A 16,573-nucleotide genomic window follows, 5' to 3' on the forward strand; every position below is an offset into this window, starting at 1 on the left:
ACCCTCGACGGCTGGGTGGACGGGAACGCCCTGCGCACCACCGGAAAGGACAGGCGATGAGTGAACACGTGCGGGACCCCGAGCGTATCGTGCTCCGCGGTGTCCGCCAGCACAACCTGCGGATCGGGGAGTTGTCCCTGCCCCGAGGCGGCCTGACCGTCGTCACCGGAGTCTCCGGCAGCGGCAAGTCGTCGCTGGCGTTCGACACGATCTACGCCGAGGGTTACCGGCAGTACCTCGACAGCCTCTCCGCGCACGTGCGGCGCAGGCTGCCGAAGGTCGGTAAACCCACGGTCGACTGGGTCAGCGGCCTAAGCCCGACCGTGGCGATCGAGCAGCGGACGATCAGCCGCAACCCGCGGTCGAACGTCGGCACGATCACCGAGATCTCCGACCGCCTGCGCCTGCTCTTCGCCCGTGCCGGACGGCACGACTGCCGCAAGTGCGGCACCGAGGTCGCGCCGCTGGACACCGCCGCGCACCTCGCCGCGCTGGCCGAGGCGGCGACCGAGGGGCCGGTGCGGCTAGTGGCAACCGAGCCGGACGGCGGCGAGACGGAGGTGCTGCGTCTGGAGGCCGCCCCGGACGCCGACACGCTGGCCGACGCCGGGCTCCTCGTCGAACGGGAGCTGCGGGCCGAGCGGCGGCTGACCGTGCTGCGTGACCGGACGCCGGTGCGGCACCTCGCGGCCGGCTGGGTCTGCCCGTACTGCGGCACCGAGGTGCACGCGACCTCGTCGGACTGGTTCACGCCGAACTCACCGGCCGGGATGTGCGACCCCTGCCAGGGGCTGGGCTACACCTACCGCGTCGACGCCGCGCTACTGGTCGGTGACGCCCGCGAGTCGGTCCGCTCCGGTGCGCTCACCTTCTACGGCGACCGCCGCCGCGGCAAGAAGACCTGGTGGCCGCAACGGGAACTGCCGGACCTGCTGGCCGAGGCGGGGGCGAGCCTGGACACCCCCTGGGAGGACCTGCCCGCCGAGGTCGGTGACCGGATTTTGGGCGATCTGACCGAGCACATCGAGCGGCTGTTCAAGGACGCAGACTCGCCCGAGCGCAAGTCGTTCTACCAGGGCTTCATGGTCCAGCGGCAGTGCGGCTCCTGCGGCGGCACCCGGCACGCCGCGGAGGCGCTCGCGGTGCGCCTGGCCGGCCGCAACATCGCGGAGGTCAACGGGCTGGCGATCTCCCGGCTGCGGGACTGGGTCGGCGAGGTCCGTGCCGAACTGGCCGGCAAGTTCCTGGCCGAGCTCTCCGCCGAACTGCTCGACCAGGTTGACGCCCGGGTCGAGTTCCTCCTCGAGGTGGGCCTGCACTACCTCTCGCTCGACCGCTCCGCGCCCACGCTCTCGGCCGGCGAGGGCCAGCGGCTCCGGCTGGCCCGGCAACTCGGATCGGGCCTGGTCGGTGTCGTCTACGTGCTGGACGAGCCGTCGATCGGCCTGCACGCGCGGGACAACGGGCGGCTGATCGGGATGCTGCGCCGGCTGGCCGAGGCGGGCAACACGGTGCTCGTGGTCGAGCACGACAGGGAGACGATGGAGGCGGCCGACTACCTGGTCGACATGGGGCCCGGCGCTGGGACGCGCGGCGGACTGGTCGTCGCGGCCGGTCCGACCGCCGATGTCATCGCCGACCGCACGTCGGCTACCAGCGCGTACCTTCGGAACGAGCGGACGGTGGTCTCCCCCCGGCCGGAGCGCCGCCGCCCGGACGACCGCAGGCTGGAACTGACCGGCGCCCGGCTGAACAACCTCCGCGGAGTCGATCTCACCATCCCGATCGGGGTGCTGACCTGCGTCACCGGCGTGAGCGGGAGCGGCAAGAGCTCCCTGATCACCCGGACGCTACAGCCGGCCGTCGACACCGCGGTGCGGTGGAAGCGCACCCCCGTCGGCCCGTTCGACCGGCTCCGCGGCGCGGAGCACGTCCGCCGGGTGACGACCGTGACGCAGGACTCGATCGGCGGCTCGTCCCGGTCGACGCCCGCGACCTACCTCGGGGTGTTCGACGAAATCCGCAAGCTGTTCGCCCGCACCGACGAGGCCGTGCGGCGTCAGTACTCCACGGCGATGTTCAGCTTCAATAGCGAGGCGGGCGGGCGCTGCGACCGCTGCGCGGGCAAGGGCGTAGTCCGGGTCGAGATGCTGTTCCTCGCCGACGTCTCGGTGCGCTGCCCGTCCTGCGACGGCCTACGGTACTCGGCGCGCGTCTTGGAGATCACCCACCGTGGACGCACGATCGCCGAGACGCTCGCTCTGGAGGTCGGAGAGGCGATAGAGCTCTACGCCGACGTCCCGGCGATCGCCTATCCGCTCCGCACGCTGTCCCAGGTGGGGCTCGGCTATCTGCGGCTCGGGCAGGACACCGCAACGCTCAGCGGCGGGGAGGCGCAGCGGCTGAAGCTCTCTCGCGAGCTGCTCCGGCGCGACGAGGGCGGGACCCTGTACCTGATCGACGAGCCCACCACCGGCCTGCACTTCTCCGACGTACAGGTGCTGCTCGACGTCCTGCACGACCTGGTCGACCGCGGCAACACGGTGGTCGTCATCGAGCACAGCGTGGAGTTCGCCGCCGCGAGCGACTGGATCGTCGATCTCGGACCCGGCGGCGGCGAGGACGGGGGCCGGCTGGTCGCGGCCGGCCCGCCGGAGCTGCTCGCCACCCACCCGGACAGCGCGGTCGCGCCCTACCTGGCCCGTCAGCTGGCGCTGACCGCGGCCCGACGACCCAACCTGGAGGCATCGGGATGTCCGGACCGTCGGTGACCGTCGGCGGTCGTACCTGGCCCTACTCGCAGCTGCGCGCGGCCGCCGACCGGGTCGCCACCGCGTTGCGCCGGGGCGGTGTGGGCCGAGAGGACGTCGTCGGCGTGCCGTCCGCGCGCACCCGATAGATGGTTGCCAGAATGCTCGGTGCATAGGTGCTGGTCAGCCCGTGGGACGTGGTGCCGGTGTGGCGGCGGCTGGCGTGCCGGATGGAAGAGGCAATCGGGCCGGTGGCGTGGGCATTGGATGACACGGGCTCCTGACCCTCTACGCCGTACTCCGTGAACTACGAGCCCTCCTGACCCGGCTGGTCGGCACCTGCCCCAGTTGCAAGGCCCGCTTCCCCCACCAGACGGAAACCCCGAAACAAACCCCGACCATGACGAAGTACTACTAGCCGCCCAGTCCGCTGATCAGCTCCACCTCGACCGGGTTCGGCGTGGACGGGCTGTAGCTGAGCACCCGCTGGGGCACGGCGAGCAGCTCGGGCTCCCCCGCGTACAGCCGTCTGGCCTCGTCGAAGGGCACCTCCGGGGTGGTCACCGCGGCCACCCGGTCGAGCAGCGCGCCGTCCTCGGCGCTGATCTCGCCGTGGCGGGTCATGCCCCAGTAATCCCAGCGCAACATCTCCACCTTGTTCAGCCCGGCCAGGTCGTCGACCAGGTTGTGGCGCAGGAACGGCCATCCCTTCGTCAGCCCGTCCTCGAAGTCGGGGTCGACGACGAACGACATCGGGTCGGCCAGGCCGCTTCGGCAGCGCAGCCAGGCGTCGCCGGCGACGATGAAGCGGTTGGGCGGGACGTCCGACGAGCTGAAACTCACCCCGTCGGTCTCGTCGACGTGCACGTCGGGTAGCTCGACGTCGACCCGGCGCCAACGTCGCTGCCCGTCGTCCCACACCTCGACCAGCTCGTGGTCGATGGTGCAGCCCGGGATGATGTATGAGGCGAACCCGGCCCGGGCCCTGGCCGGCACGCCGGCGTGGCGCAGCAGGGTCAGGTAGAGCACGGCGTAGTCGCGGCAGCTGCCGACCATCCGCCGGTTGGGCGGGCGCTCTTCGACGATCGGCCGGTCGTCGAGCTCGATGATGCGCCGCAGCATCGCCTCGGAGTAGCGCAGGTCGACCTCCGCCAGTCGGCCGGCCGGGATGCCGAGGGCGGCCAGGTCGGTGGACCGGAAGTGGGTGAACAGCCCGCGTACCACGGCGCGCATGGCCAGTGGGTCGGTCGGCAGGTCGACCAGGCGGGCGGCCTGCCGTCCCGGGTCGGTGACCGCGCTCTGCCCGGCGTAGTAGGCGAGCTCGTCGATCGCAACGGGTTCGGTCCCGGCTGCGACGTCGTTCCGCGGGGTCGTCGTCACGTCTCCACCTCGATGCCGCTGTGGTCGACGATGACCGAGGCCAGCGCGGCGGGGCTGGCGTCGTCGAAGATCACCGTGAGGAGCTCGGAGCGGAGCCGCTCGACAGCCTCCTCGCCCACCGGCTCGTACCGCTCGATCAGCCGGGAGAGCACCTCGACGGCCCGCATCGAGTCGCCGCCGCAGTCGAAGAAGTTTTCGGTCGGCGCCAGCGGTGCACGCAGCAGCACGTCGCCCATCGTGTGCGCGACGACCGACATCAGCTCGCCGATGTCGTCGGTCATTGTCCCCACCTGTCCTGCGCAGTCGGCATCGGGTCGGATCAGCTCTCGGTCGGCAGCCGGGCGGCTTGCAGTGGCGGGAAGGCGCCGCGCAGCAGGCCGCCGAAAACGCCCAGCCGCTGGATATTGCTGGTGCCCTCCATGTATTCCACCGAACCGGCGTCGCGGACCAGCTTGTCCAGCAGCGGATGTTCCAGCCGGGCCCCGGGGCCGAAGAAGTCGAGGGCCGCCAGCGTCACGCGTTCGGCCAGCCGCGCCGAGGTGGCCTTCGCCGCCGACGCGAGATGCCCGGCGGACGGGTCGTGGTCGACCGCGGCGGCCGCGCCGCGCAGCATCCGCCGGGTGGTGGCGATGGCCCGCTCCATCCGCTCCAGGCGCAGCCGTTCGGTGACCCGCAAAGAGCTGCGCTCGGCCAGCACGTACTCGTAGGCGGCGCGGGCGACGCCGACCCCCATGACCGCCACCGCAGGGCGCAGCAGATTGAACGTGCGCAGCCAGGCGGCCATCCCGCGCCGGCTGGGCCGCAGGTGGGCGCCGAGCACCCGGTCAGGCGCCAGCTCGACGTCGTCGAGGGTGATCTCGCCGAGCCCGGCGCCGCGTACGCCGATGGTCCGCACCGGGGTGGTGGCGAACCCAGGGGCGGTCGCGTCGACCAGCGTGGCCGCGAACCCCAGCGGTCCGGGCCCGGTCCGGGCGAAGACGACGCCGAACTCGGCCCGGCCCGCGTTGCCCACGTAGCGCTTGACGCCGTTGAGCCGAGCCGGGCCGTCCGGGTCGAGGGGCGTCGTCAGCCTGGTCGCCATGTTCGCGGCGTCCGAGCCGTGCTCGGGCTCGGAGAGGGCGAAGAACGTCCAGGTCGGACGGACCAGCAGCCGACCGTAGAACCACTCCTTCTGCTCCTGGCTGCCCAGCGCGTCCACCACGACGCCGCTCATGGGACCGCCCGGCGATCCGAGCATCATGCCCAGGTCGGCGCAGGCCCCTTCCTCGAAGAAGACCACCCGCTCGGACGCGCTCATGAGGTAGTAGGTCTGGTCGCCGAGCACCAGCGGTTCCGGGTTGAACTCCGGCGGGATCTGCAGGGCGGCCACCCGGGCCAGCGCCGGCAGATGCGCCACCCGGGTGACCGCGTCCGGGTCCCGGTCCACCTCGAGGGCGTACGGACGCATCTCCGCGGCCCATTCCCGGGCCTGGGCCTGCAACCGGCGAAGCCGCGGATCGAGCTCCGTCATTCGCCGAACCCCCCTGCTGTCGACCCGGTCCCGGCGCGGTAGGCGTCGGCGAGCAGCTCGGACACGTGCACCGCGCTGCCCGGACCCCCCTCGACGTAGCCGTGTGCGCCGAGCAGCCGGACCCCGGCCCGGTCCACGGTGGTGATCTGCGCGTGCAGGTCGGCGACGGCCGGGGCGTCGAGGCCGTCAGGCCCGGCGCCTTCGAGCGCGCAGCGCACCTGCAACTGCTCCATGACGACGTCGGCGACCGCGCTCTTCACCACGCTGTGCTGCAGCAGCACCACGTCGCCGGTGTGCCGCTGGTCGAGGTAGCGCAACGCGTCCTCGAGCAGCCGGTAGGACAGGCCGAGGCGCAGCCCGGCCAGCGCGGTGGTCCACGACCGCGCTTCCGGCACCCGGACGGCGTCCACCGGCCGGCGGGCCCGCAACCCGGTCAGACCGGGCACGCCGGTGTTCAGGTGCTCGACGGTGTCGGCCGGGGGCCATTCCCATTCGCCCTGGCGCAGCCGGTCCGCGGTCGCGGCCACCTCGTCCGGCACCAGCGCGTGACCAGCCGGACCGAGGACCACGACCCCCGGACCGACGGCGGCGTGCAGCGCGGTCAGTGCTGCGGACCAGCCGCTCGCGTGCGCGACGGCAAGCATCGACGGCCACGCTGTGCCAAGGGCCGTACCTGTCCTGGTCATGGCAGCTTCTCCTGCTCCTCGGAGTCGGCGACGTGCGCACCGTCTGCACCGGGCTCGGCGGGATCGGGCTCAACGGTGATCGCACAGTGCGCGAACCGGCCCAGCTCAGGGTCATAGTCGGCGAGCAGCACCCGTCGGCCCGTGCGGCGCCAGCCATCCCACTCGGCGGCGAGCACGGACCAGATGCCGCTGGCCGGGCGTCCGGCGGGCACCGCGACGGTGCCCGCCGGGAGCCGGTCGCCGCAGGCGGCCACCAAGCCGGGCCCGGCCAGCGCGGTGACCGCTCCGGGTTGCTCCCCGGCTAGTAACGCCGACCAGCAGGCCGGTACCTGGTCGGGCGGCACGGGCTGCGGTTGCGCCGTCTCGACCCGGTGCGCTGCGTCGGCGTCCAGGACCAGCACGGTCACCGCGTCCTCGGTGACCCGCAGATGCGCCGGCACCGGTTCGGAGTGCAGCACGCTGGCCTGGTCCAGAGCGAACACCAGGATCCGGCGGGCGTCCAGCCGGCTGCGGTTCTCGGCCAGCCACAGCGCGGTGAACACCCCGATCAGGCCCAGGTCGGCGACGCCGAAGACCAGCCCGGCATCCGGGACGGCCGAGTCGAGGAAGCACATCGGGAAGCCAGGCTCGGCGTCCGGCGCCGCGCTGGCCATGACGGCGAGGTCGAACCGGTTGCCATAGCCGTTCAGATCGGGCAGCACGGCCGCGACCAAGTCGGTGAACGACGCCCGCCCGGCCGCCAGCCCTTCCTGGTCGGCCATCAGCCCGAAGGTGCCGAACAGGTCGCGGAAGTAGTCGTGGTCCTGCGGGCGGAATTCGCGCCGGTCGATCCCGGTGCGCTGGGCGACCGCGGCCAGGCGCAGTTCCTGCGGCCCGGCCCGGCCGTCGTCGGCCGGTCGGGAAACCGTGATGTACATGCCGGTGGCTCCTCCTGCGGGCTCGATCGGGTCGGTGCGGCGGCAACCGGACTCAGTGCTTGAGGACCATGGCCGAGAAGGTCGCTCCCAGCCCCACCGAGGTCATCAGGTAGCGGTCGCCAGGCCGCAGCCGTCCGGCGTCGACCGCGGTCCGGTAGTTGATGAAGCTGTCGGCCCCGAAGCAGTGCCCGCAGCCGGCCAGGTTGTCAATGAAAAGCCGATCGGCACCGCGCACGCCGAGCAGCCGCAGCACCCGCAGCCACGACATCCGGTTGACGTTGTGCGGCAGGATCAACGCGATGTCGTCGAGGTCGAGCCCGGCGCTGCGCACCGCGGCGTCGATCACCTCGGCCAGCAGTGCCGGGTACTCGTCGTGGAACGCCGCGGTCAGCTCGTCGTCGAGCCAGGCGCCGCGGTGGAACTTCCCGCAGGTGCGGGTCGCGTAGGACAGCATCCGGTCCCGATCGCCGCCGGCCGCGACCAGGACTGCGGCCGCGCCCTCGCCCATGACGCCGGTGTCGGCCAACACCTTGCCCGCCGTGGTGAACGCCTTCTCCCCGGCCACCAGCAGGGCCAACGCCTGCGGATCGGGGTCCGCGGCCAGCAGCTCGCCGGCCACCTCGACGGCCAGCAGCCCAGAGGCGCACGCGTGCTGGGTGAGACAGATCGCGGTGGCTGCCTCCAGCCCCAGCCGCCGGCACGCCTCGGCGAGGGGGTTGACCGGATGCGGCGCGACCACCGGCATGGTTCGCGCCTGGATCACGTAGCGGATCCGCGGCCGGTACGCCGCGAAGTCGGGCAGCCCGTTCACCGCCGCGACCAGCAGGTCGGCCGGACCGGCCGCCGGGTCGAGCGGGATCCGGTCGAACCCGAAGAACCGCTCGTACATTCGCACCCGCGGCTCGGGGATGCCGTGCTCGCGCAGGAACTCGGCCACCGGCACCGTCGCCTCCGGGATGTGGCTCGCCACCGCGACCAGCGAAGTCATCGCGGACCGCCGGGGAGCGGGCCTTCGACCGTGGCCACCGGGCGCATCCGGCGCACCCGGCGAACGGCGATCACCACCACGACCAGGCCGACGACGTTACCCACGGCGGCGGTCGCGTAGAGCGCCATCGGGTCGTCGAAGGTCCGCGCCAGCACCCCGCCGATGACGACGATCTCGGCGAAGTAGATGACGTTGAGCAGCACGGCGAGCGTGCCGCTGCCGATGTGCTCCAGAAATGTCAGTGAGGCCAGCACCGGTCCCTGCGCCAGGTAGGTCAGGGCGACCACGCCGATGTAAAGCCCGACCGCGGCGACCACTCGCGGGTCGTCGGAGACGATCCGCCCGACCATGTCGCGCAGCAGCCAGATGACCACCGCCGCCACCGCGTAGAAGGCGAAGACCAGCTCCAGCCCGGCGCGCAGGATCTCCGCCGCCCGGTCCACCGAGCCCGCGCCGCGCTGTTGGTTGATCACGATCGCCGTCGCCCCGCCGAGCTGGATGCCCGGGATGATGATCAACGCTTGGAGCGTGGACGCCGCGGCGTAGCCCGAGATCGTGTCCGGACCGAAGGGCGTCAGCACCCACAGCATACCCACGTTGAACAGCGAGATCAGCACGTAGGACAGGGCGACCGGCAACCCGACGCCCCGCAGGAAGCCGGTAACCTCGCCGCGCACCGGCACTCCGGTGAGACGACCCCACAGCCGGTGGCGACGCATGAACCACAAACCGGGGACCGCCGCGGCCGCGCTCGCTACCGCGGTCGCGATCGGCACGCTGAACAGCCCCAGCCCGGCGCCGAAGCCGAGCAGGCCGACGAGCGCGAACTCGACCGCCGCGCTGGTGAGGGTGACCACCGCGGCCGCCCGGGCGTGCCCGAACCCGCGCAGCGCCGCCGAGCACAGCGCCGGCAGCACCACGGTCAGGCTGGCCAGCGACGTCCAGCGCAGGAACGAGACGAACTCGGCCCGCTCGGCCGCCGGCACATCCAGCAGAGCGCCCAGCGCGGGGGAACCGAGGTAGAGCAACAGGCACAGCACGACCCCGGTGACTACGAACACCCGCAACAGCGCCACCGCGGTCGGAACCAGGTCCTCCGGTCGTTCGCGTCCCCTGCTGATCGACGCCATGACCTGGTAGGTGATGGCGAACGCCGTGCTCATGGCGACGAACAGCAGCAGGATGGGCATGGTCAACGACCGGATGTAGAGCGCCTCGTTGCTGACCCGGCCGAGCAGCGCCACCACACCGATGATCTCGACGAACAGCACGACATCGGCGATCGTCATCGGCAGCGCCAGCCCGGCGATGGCGCGTCGGGTCTCGGACCGGTCGGCCACAACCGAGCCGCTGCGGTCGGCCATTCTAGTCCTGCTCCTCGGCCTGACCGGCCACGTACTCGGTGAGCGTCCCGATCGTCTCGAAGTGACGCGGCTCGAAGGTGTCCGGGTCGAACTCGACCCCGAACTCGTCCTCCAGCTTCATCAGCAGCTCAAGGATGCTCGTCGAGTCCAGACCGAGGTCGTCGACGATGCGCTTGTCCGCGCTCAGCGCGTCGACATCGCGTCGAGTCATCTCCGAGAGTGTGCCGACCACACGGGTGTGCGCTTGCGTCAGGGCGGCTTCGGTATTCGTCATGCCTGTGCCTTTCCGGATGAGGGTTCAGGGGGTGGAGGCGGAGGGCACCACGGGCGCCCGCTCGTACAGGCGCTGGCGGTCGACGATGTCGGCGGGCCGGTCCCGATCCCTGATCAGGTACGGCCGGCCGGCATCGACCAGCACCTCGGCCGGATGGCCGTGGCTGAGGAACAGCACTGGTGAGGCAGTGGGCCCATAGGCGCCCGAGCGCAGCACCCCGAGCAGGTCGCCGGGCCGCAGCGACGGCAGCGGGGTGTGCGTGGACAGGGTGTCGTTCGGGGTGCACAACAACCCGGTGACCCGCCAGTTCTGGGCCGGTTCGGTCGCCTCCCGGCCGAGCAGCCGGATCGGGAAGTCCCGCTTGACGAACGAACCGATGCCGACCGCCGCCATGTGGTGGTGGGTCCCGCCGTCGGTCACCGCGAACCGCTCGCCCATGGACTCCTTGACCTGGCGGACCCGCACCAGATAGGTGCCCGACTCGGCGGTGAGGAAGCGGCCGAGCTCGGTGAACAGTCGGGTCCGCGGGTGCCGGGCTCGGAAGGCCGCGAACGCCGGGTTGACCAGGTCGGCGAGCCGGCGCAGGTCCAGGTCGCGTTCGCCGTCGAAGTAGGCGACCCCGAGGCCACCGCCCACGTCCACCGTCTCCAGCTCGAAGTCCAGCCGCTCGGCGACCCGTTCGGCCAGGTCGAGGATGCGGGTGGTGTTCTCGGCGACCACCTCCTCGGCCAGGATGCGGGTTCCCATGTAGACGTGCACGCCGGTCAGCCGGACGTTACGCAACCCGGCCACCCGCGCCGCAGCTTTGAGCACCTGTTCCTCGTCGATGCCGAACTGGCGTGGCTTGCCGCTCATCGTGAGCCGCGAACCCTTGACGGTGAAGGACGGGTTGATCCGCAGTACGACCCGGGCGACGGTGTTGCGCCGCGCCGCGAGCGCGTCGATCTCGGTCAGCTCGCTCCACGACTCGCAGACGATTGCGTGCACCCCGGTGGCCAGGCAGGCGTCGATCTCCTCGAGGGACTTGCCCGGTCCCAGGAAGATGGTGTCCTCCGGGGCGACCCCGGCCCGGCCGGCGATCAGCAGCTCGGCCAGTGACGACACCTCGGCTCCGGCCCCGAGCGACCGCAGGACCGCGCAGATCGACACGTTCGGGTTCGCCTTCAGGGAGAACAGGATCCCCACCTCGGGGTGCAGTACCTCGCGCAGTTGCCGATAGCGCTCGCGCAGCACGTCGGCGTCGTAGACGAACAGCGGCGTGCCGAACTCGCGGGCCAGGTCGGTGACGGCAAGACCACCGATGGTGTCGATCATGCCGCACCGCCGACCAACTCGGCGACGCGCTCGCCCACCCGCCGGTCCAGTTCGGCGACCTCGTCGGCCGAACGGCCGATGACCAGGCCGTAGAGCCGACCGTCGAACGTCGGGTGAGCCGCCTCGTCGCGGTCGTCGCCGGGCAACGGGCCGGCTGCGTTCATGGTGGCGAAGTTGTTCACCAGGAAGCCGGTGCCGGTCCGGCGCTCGAACCGCAATTCGCCCAGCACCGACCACAGCCGGTGGAAGGCCACCGGCTGGTGCAGCCGCAGCGGGTAGTGCCGGGCTAGCGCGACCGCGTCCGGCTCGATCAGCCGTTCCTGAATGCCTACCTGGTAGGTGGACATGTTGTTCCGGGCGTTGATTTCCACCAACGGGTAGAGCAGGCCGTCGGGATCGATCATGGCGTCGATCCCGGCCACGCCGAAGTACCCGTCGCGGTGCAGCCGCGCGCCGACCGCAGCGGCGACCTCGGCCAGCTCGGCGGCCTGTGCGCGGGACAACCGGGCCGGGATGCGGTGGCCCTTGTGGACCCCGCCCTCGGTGATCGCCTCCTTGACGAAGTCGAGGTGGACGGTGCCGTCGCGGCCGACCGTCACCTGGTAGTTGAGGTCGGTCTCCTTGGCCACCCACTCCTCGACGACGACGTCGGCCCGGCTGGAACCGGCCCGTCGTTCCCGGGCCAGGATCATCCGGCACAGCCGCTCGAACCGACGGACGTTCTCCACCAGGGTGATGCCCCGCCCGGACACCCCGAGAGCGTCCTTCACCGCGACCCGGCGGCCGGTGGCGAGCAGGTCGGCGACCGGGCCGGCGACCTCCTCCAGCTCATCGAGGGTGTCACACGCCCAGCCCATCGGCTGGCGCAGGCCCAGCTCGTCGCCGATGCGCCGGCTGTAGATCTTGCTGTTCACCCGGATGCACAGCCGGGAGTCCGGTGCACACAGGGGCAGGCCGGTGGCCTCGGCCAACTTCTCCTCCACCGCGGAGACGCCGTGCGGCCACAGCCGGGCGCCACCGGCGGCGAGCAGGCGCAGCTCGTCGACCAGCCGGGGGTCGGCCAGCACGTCCTCGGTGACGGTCTGCTGGGCATCATGGGTGCCGCAGGCCAGCACCCGCGGCACCGGGAGCTCGAGCTCGTGCAGGTAGGCCAGGTAGTCCGGATCCGGAGCCGCCTTGAGGACCACGGTGTCGCCCGCGTCGCCGAGCAGCAGCGCGAACTCGTCCATCCGGTTCACCACGGCTCGGCTGCCGGCCGAGGACAGCCGCGGCAGGCCCGGCTGTTCCCGGGCCCACTGGTCCTCGACCTCGAAGTTGCCGAGCAGCACCAGTGGCCCCGGCGCACCGAGCGCGGACCGAATCCGTCCGAGGAAATCTGGTGGAGTCTCCGCCACGTGTCACGTCCCGTCTGCGCTCAAGCTGCCGGATGACACCGATCAACGTAGGCACCCGGTGTGATCCGGGGTAAGGACGGGAAGCGCGCACTTCCGAACCCGGCTGATCGGGTATGGCCGCCGGTCGCGCCGGACCATCGCCCGAATGTGTGCCCCGCACGACCGGGGGTGATCTCACCAGCGCTGCGTAGCATGGCCAGGAAAGAATCGAGTCAATTGGTTCGAGGCTTGCCCGGGAAGCCCGAAGCGGTATCTCACTGGCCGCGGGTGCCTAAAGGCGATACCGATTCCTCGTATCCGGGCGGTCGGCGCACAACCACCAACCGGACGCGGGAGCAATTTCTATGAATGATTCGGAAAAACGTCACCTCCGGCACGCGCTGGTTCGCGCGAATATTGCCATTCGCGCTGGACGCCCGCTCTACCCCGAGTACAACAATGTATTCCTGCGCACCTATCCGGTGACCTTCGGCGCTCCCCGGAGCGAGTACCAGATGTATCAGTTCTGGTTCCGGACCCGAGGCTGCACGTACGACCGGGCCGGCCAATGCAGCATGTGCAACTACGGCATCGGCCCGGAAATCCGCCCGGAGGTCGTCGCACATTCGGTCGAGCGCAAACTGGCCACTGTTCCCGAGGCCGCCTGCCTGTATCTGTCGCCGTCCGGGAGCCTGCTCGACGACCGGGAGGTGCCCGTGGAGATGCGCGACCGACTGCTGCGCGCAGCGGCCGCGCGACACCCGTCCACGTTCGCGTTCGAGAGCCGCCCCGAGGTCTGCGACCGCGACAAGCTCGACCGGCTGCGGCGGCACTTCGCCGCCGGCACGCGGCTGGTGTGCCAGATCGGCGTCGAGTCGTGGGACCCGCAGGTGCGCTCCATGTGCCACCTCAAGCCGACCCGCCAGCAGGCATACCTGGACACCGCGGGCACGCTGCTCGACCTGGGCTTCGACCCGATCGCCAACATCACCCTCGGCGGCCTGGGCCTGTCCCCCAGGGAAGCCTACCTGGACACGCTGGCCGGGGTGCGCGGTGCGCGGGCGGCCGGGTACCGCACCCAGATGGTCTTTCCGCTGAGCGCGAAGGCCGGCACCCTGCTCGGTTGGGCCCACGACCAGGGGCTGTGGGACCCGCCGACGCTGTGGATGCTGGTCCGACTGCTCGCCGAGTGCGCCGACGACGCCACCGATCCGGACGGCTACGGCGACCTCGACATCTCCTGGTACAACCCGGAGCTGGACGACGTCGTGCAGTCCCGGCCGGACAGCTGCGAACGATGCCGTCCGGTGCTGGTCGAGTCGCTGTCGGCGTTCCGGTTGCGCCCCCGGGCCGATGCACTGGCCCCGGCCACGGCGTGGGACAGCTGCCCGTGCCCGGACCGGACCGACCGACTGCTGACCGACTCCGACCCACTGGACTACCTCGATCGGCTGGTCGCGGTCGCCGACAGGTGGGCCGGACAGGGCGACGTGTCGGACCGTCACGGGCTCGGCGTCGGCTGACCGAGCGGGAGCCCGTGTGGCACCGCCGGACAGCGCGGCGGGCTGCACCCGGGGCCGCAACCGAACGGCGCCTCGACAGCCTCGTGCATTCACGGGTTTGTGATGAGTGTGTCAAGGCCGGCCCCGGGATGAGGAAAGCGCCCTCCTGACCTGGGACGATGTCGATTGAGAAGACCATCAATCGTTTAGGGGAACGGCACCTTCGCAGTGAAGCGAAGAGCATCGGCCAGGTTGCGGTGACCGCGTGGCGAGTGGTCGAGGAACTGGATCGGGCCATGCTGGATTCCATCGCTACCGCGCGGGCCGCCCAGCGGCGAGGCGACCTCGTCGACACCGATCCGGCGCAGCCCGGCCAAGCGATCGGTGCCGGCCGCGGCCGCATCGACGACCCGGCCGACGGTGGCGACCAGGCTGCGCCAGGCGACGCGCAGCAGCCCGGTCACCGCCGACGCGGATGTGCGTGCGGCCAGCCGTGCCGCAGTGTCCTCGAGCGCGGTCGTGAACCGAGCCCCGTGCCGCGCCCACGGCACCGCGATCACCGTCGGACCATGCACCGGGCAGTCCACGCGGGGCACAGCAGCCTCATCCTGCACCCGCAGGGTCCCGAAGTCCAGATGCCGCCACCGCCGCCCCCACCCGCGGTCATACCACCGGGCACGGACCTGACACCGGCCGCACCGACGCGGCGCCCTCACGCGGGCGCGCAGAGATCACCAACACCTCACCGTCGGCGTCCGAATCGAGGCGCACGTCCTCCACGACCGCCCGCTCCAGCCCTACCTGTCGATGCAATATCCTGGTCAACCGCACGCCGTTTCCCGACCTTCGGTTTCCGTGTCTTCGCAGCTCAGAAACCTAGACGGGACACGGCGTGCGCTGTTGATCAGGGCCTCAACCCACCCACGAGAACGTCACGAGACGATCCGCCGCCACTGCCCGCGATCCAAAACATGCTCGACAGTGGACTGTCCAACGCCCGCATCGAGGCCAGCAACGTCCACCTACGGGTGTGACCCGCCAGGCCTACGGCTACCGCAGCGCGCAAGCGCTGATCACCATGGCCAACCTCCGCCGCGGCGGCCTCTACCCACCACTGCCCGGACGATCATGGAACCTGACCCACAGGAACGTCAGTAGACCCGGATAAACCCCGCACCCACCACCCCGACCAGACGAAAGGCCCCGATCCCGGCCCACAGGGAACACCACGGGCACACCCGGTCACCCCGCCCGGGCCCTCATCATGCCCGAAACCCGAAACGTAACCCGAAACAGTGACAACAGTCAATCGATATCCCGAGCTTTCAAGATCGATCCGCCGGCTTGGTCGTTTCACATGCGCCAGCTGTTGACCAACGGCCTCATGCAAGGTTGTCTGTATAGGACAGAAGCTCGCCGACCACCGCACGCCACAGCGGGGGAAACGGTGGTCGGCTGGTGACGAAAGGGGATCTGCGGTGGATTTCGGAAGTGTTCCTTCCTTTGGAAGGCTTGGCAGCGAAGACTCGGGATACCGATCACGGTTCGGCAACGCCGAATGCAGTCTCGTAACCGCGCTGCCGCTCCCGCCGTTCTCTACGCACTTAGTTGGCGACCAAGCCCGGCCGAACCGCGGCCTGAAGGGAATTCGCAAGCGATGACCCAGATCGGATCGCGGGAAGTGCCGGTCGACCTCCGCCTCACCGTCGCCGTCTGCGCCAGCAGTGAGCTCGTGCGCCGCGGCCTGGGCTCCATACTGGACGACCTCGCCATCGTCGAAAACGATATCCACTGCGAGAGCTGGGAACAGGCCTGCCAGCTCATGTCGGCCACTCCGGTCGACATTTTGATCATCGCGGAGGCCGGCTACGGCAGCTGCCAGCTCCCGGACGGCGTCCAGACCAAAGTTCTCGTCCTGGTCGACGCGACCGACCTGCGCACCGCGCTCAAGGACGCGCCCCCGTGGGCCCACGGTTTCCTGGCCCGCCAGGACCTGACTCCAACCGGCCTCGACGAGGCGGTCCGCCGGGTGGCCGTCGGCAAGAGCCAGATCCCGGCCCGACTCGCAAGCGAACTGATCCGGCGCGCGGCGGCCCCGCTGCCCTCGCGCGCAGCCCGACCGGCCAAGCTGACCAGCCGGGAGAGCGAGGCCCTGGCGCTGCTCGCCGACGGGCTCAGCAACAAGCAGATCGCCCGTCGGCTGAGCATCTCCGACCACGGAGCGAAACGCCTGGTCGCGAGCCTGCTGCTCAAGCTCGGCTCGCCGAACCGGACGATGGCCGTGGTCACCGCGATCAAATCGGGGCTGATCGAACCGTCTCTGATGTGACGCCCCAGTCGCACCGCGTCCGCCTGTGTGAGCGCTTACCTCAACGAGGCCGACGGTCCGCCGAGCGTTCGGGCCACCGGCGCGAGCGGATCCACGGCACGCCCGGCTTCCGCTGCTGTTTCGTCGAGGACCGCCCGATCCACCGGGTGCACGGCGACGCGTCGATGGCCGTCGGCGGGCTGTGCC

The 16,573-nt window shown here is 70.9% G+C and carries 15 protein-coding genes and 1 pseudogene; 4 read left to right on the top strand and 12 right to left on the bottom strand.

The features are described from left to right. The first annotated feature begins 56 nt into the window (after positions 1-56). Both E1258_RS08210 and E1258_RS33145 read left to right on the top strand, forming a co-directional pair. Positions 57-2,771: an excinuclease ABC subunit UvrA gene (locus tag E1258_RS08210; RefSeq protein ID WP_243715275.1), complete on the top strand. Its 2,715-nt coding sequence runs from the start codon at positions 57-59 to the stop codon at positions 2,769-2,771. Next, positions 2,753-2,899 (top strand): amino acid adenylation domain-containing protein, encoded by a 147-nt coding sequence (locus E1258_RS33145; protein WP_165949680.1) that lies wholly within the window; start codon positions 2,753-2,755, stop codon positions 2,897-2,899. Before E1258_RS08210 ends, E1258_RS33145 begins: the two co-directional genes overlap by 19 nt. 265 nt (positions 2,900-3,164) lie before the next feature. On the opposite strand, the gene E1258_RS08215 is transcribed toward E1258_RS33145, so the two are convergent. From E1258_RS08215 to E1258_RS08260, 10 genes are read right to left on the bottom strand one after another with little or no spacing between them, the layout of a single operon-like run. Further along, positions 3,165-4,130, bottom strand: a complete 966-nt coding sequence (locus tag E1258_RS08215) for a transglutaminase family protein (protein WP_132398344.1) — start codon at positions 4,128-4,130, stop codon at positions 3,165-3,167. Continuing rightward, the gene (locus tag E1258_RS08220; RefSeq protein WP_132398346.1) at positions 4,127-4,411 is read right to left on the bottom strand and encodes a phosphopantetheine-binding protein; all 285 of its coding nucleotides are present in this window, start codon (positions 4,409-4,411) and stop codon (positions 4,127-4,129) included. The genes E1258_RS08215 and E1258_RS08220 overlap by 4 nt, the downstream gene beginning before the upstream one ends. A 38-nt stretch (positions 4,412-4,449) precedes the next feature. Then, the gene (locus tag E1258_RS08225) at positions 4,450-5,640 is read right to left on the bottom strand and encodes an acyl-CoA dehydrogenase family protein (RefSeq protein WP_132398348.1); all 1,191 of its coding nucleotides are present in this window, start codon (positions 5,638-5,640) and stop codon (positions 4,450-4,452) included. Beyond that, positions 5,637-6,284, bottom strand: a complete 648-nt coding sequence (locus E1258_RS08230; protein ID WP_165949681.1) for a hypothetical protein — start codon at positions 6,282-6,284, stop codon at positions 5,637-5,639. The genes E1258_RS08225 and E1258_RS08230 overlap by 4 nt, the downstream gene beginning before the upstream one ends. A 38-nt stretch (positions 6,285-6,322) precedes the next feature. Beyond that, entirely contained in the window at positions 6,323-7,243 is a 921-nt protein-coding gene (locus E1258_RS08235; RefSeq protein ID WP_132398352.1) for a hypothetical protein, read from the bottom strand. A 52-nt stretch (positions 7,244-7,295) separates the two neighbouring features. Next, positions 7,296-8,231 (bottom strand): 3-oxoacyl-[acyl-carrier-protein] synthase III C-terminal domain-containing protein, encoded by a 936-nt coding sequence (locus tag E1258_RS08240; RefSeq protein WP_132398354.1) that lies wholly within the window; start codon positions 8,229-8,231, stop codon positions 7,296-7,298. Continuing rightward, positions 8,228-9,595, bottom strand: a complete 1,368-nt coding sequence (locus E1258_RS08245) for an MATE family efflux transporter (protein WP_132398356.1) — start codon at positions 9,593-9,595, stop codon at positions 8,228-8,230. Before E1258_RS08245 ends, E1258_RS08240 begins: the two co-directional genes overlap by 4 nt. 1 nt (position 9,596) lies before the next feature. After that, positions 9,597-9,869, bottom strand: a complete 273-nt coding sequence (locus E1258_RS08250) for an acyl carrier protein (protein WP_132398358.1) — start codon at positions 9,867-9,869, stop codon at positions 9,597-9,599. Positions 9,870-9,893: 24 nt separating this feature from the next. Continuing rightward, positions 9,894-11,183: a type III PLP-dependent enzyme gene (locus E1258_RS08255; RefSeq protein ID WP_132398360.1), complete on the bottom strand. Its 1,290-nt coding sequence runs from the start codon at positions 11,181-11,183 to the stop codon at positions 9,894-9,896. Beyond that, positions 11,180-12,577, bottom strand: coding sequence for an ATP-grasp domain-containing protein (locus tag E1258_RS08260; RefSeq protein ID WP_165949682.1), 1,398 nt, complete (start codon positions 12,575-12,577; stop codon positions 11,180-11,182). The genes E1258_RS08255 and E1258_RS08260 overlap by 4 nt, the downstream gene beginning before the upstream one ends. A 344-nt stretch (positions 12,578-12,921) precedes the next feature. Here E1258_RS08260 and E1258_RS08265 point away from each other — a divergent pair, with 344 nt between their 5' ends. After that, positions 12,922-14,079 (top strand): hypothetical protein, encoded by a 1,158-nt coding sequence (locus tag E1258_RS08265; protein WP_132398362.1) that lies wholly within the window; start codon positions 12,922-12,924, stop codon positions 14,077-14,079. Positions 14,080-14,264: 185 nt separating this feature from the next. Here the strand turns inward: E1258_RS08265 and E1258_RS08270 are convergent, their stop codons facing one another. Both E1258_RS08270 and E1258_RS35750 read right to left on the bottom strand, forming a co-directional pair. After that, entirely contained in the window at positions 14,265-14,618 is a 354-nt protein-coding gene (locus E1258_RS08270) for a transposase family protein (RefSeq protein WP_243715277.1), read from the bottom strand. A gap of 24 nt (positions 14,619-14,642) precedes the next feature. After that, positions 14,643-14,774 (bottom strand): annotated as a pseudogene (locus E1258_RS35750) (transposase family protein); the annotation flags it as partial. Positions 14,775-15,715: 941 nt separating this feature from the next. On the opposite strand from E1258_RS35750, the gene E1258_RS35555 reads away from it, so the two are divergent. Next, a complete protein-coding gene (locus E1258_RS35555; RefSeq protein ID WP_132398366.1) occupies positions 15,716-16,387 on the top strand; it encodes a response regulator transcription factor in 672 nt (223 codons plus the stop codon). Positions 16,388-16,573: the final 186 nt, after the last annotated feature.

It is taken from the genome of Micromonospora sp. KC207, from assembly GCF_004348615.1.
GTDB lineage: Bacteria > Actinomycetota > Actinomycetes > Mycobacteriales > Micromonosporaceae > Micromonospora.

Coding starts and splice junctions, on each gene's coding strand:
- E1258_RS08210 (WP_243715275.1), top strand. CDS start 57: ATGAGTGAACACGTGCGGGACCCCGAGCGTATCGTGCTCCGCGGTGTC.
- E1258_RS33145 (WP_165949680.1), top strand. CDS start 2,753: ATGTCCGGACCGTCGGTGACCGTCGGCGGTCGTACCTGGCCCTACTCG.
- E1258_RS08220 (WP_132398346.1), bottom strand. CDS start 4,411: ATGACCGACGACATCGGCGAGCTGATGTCGGTCGTCGCGCACACGATG.
- E1258_RS08225 (WP_132398348.1), bottom strand. CDS start 5,640: ATGACGGAGCTCGATCCGCGGCTTCGCCGGTTGCAGGCCCAGGCCCGG.
- E1258_RS08230 (WP_165949681.1), bottom strand. CDS start 6,284: ATGCTTGCCGTCGCGCACGCGAGCGGCTGGTCCGCAGCACTGACCGCG.
- E1258_RS08235 (WP_132398352.1), bottom strand. CDS start 7,243: ATGTACATCACGGTTTCCCGACCGGCCGACGACGGCCGGGCCGGGCCG.
- E1258_RS08240 (WP_132398354.1), bottom strand. CDS start 8,231: ATGACTTCGCTGGTCGCGGTGGCGAGCCACATCCCGGAGGCGACGGTG.
- E1258_RS08245 (WP_132398356.1), bottom strand. CDS start 9,595: ATGGCCGACCGCAGCGGCTCGGTTGTGGCCGACCGGTCCGAGACCCGA.
- E1258_RS08250 (WP_132398358.1), bottom strand. CDS start 9,869: ATGACGAATACCGAAGCCGCCCTGACGCAAGCGCACACCCGTGTGGTC.
- E1258_RS08255 (WP_132398360.1), bottom strand. CDS start 11,183: ATGATCGACACCATCGGTGGTCTTGCCGTCACCGACCTGGCCCGCGAG.
- E1258_RS08265 (WP_132398362.1), top strand. CDS start 12,922: ATGAATGATTCGGAAAAACGTCACCTCCGGCACGCGCTGGTTCGCGCG.
- E1258_RS35555 (WP_132398366.1), top strand. CDS start 15,716: ATGACCCAGATCGGATCGCGGGAAGTGCCGGTCGACCTCCGCCTCACC.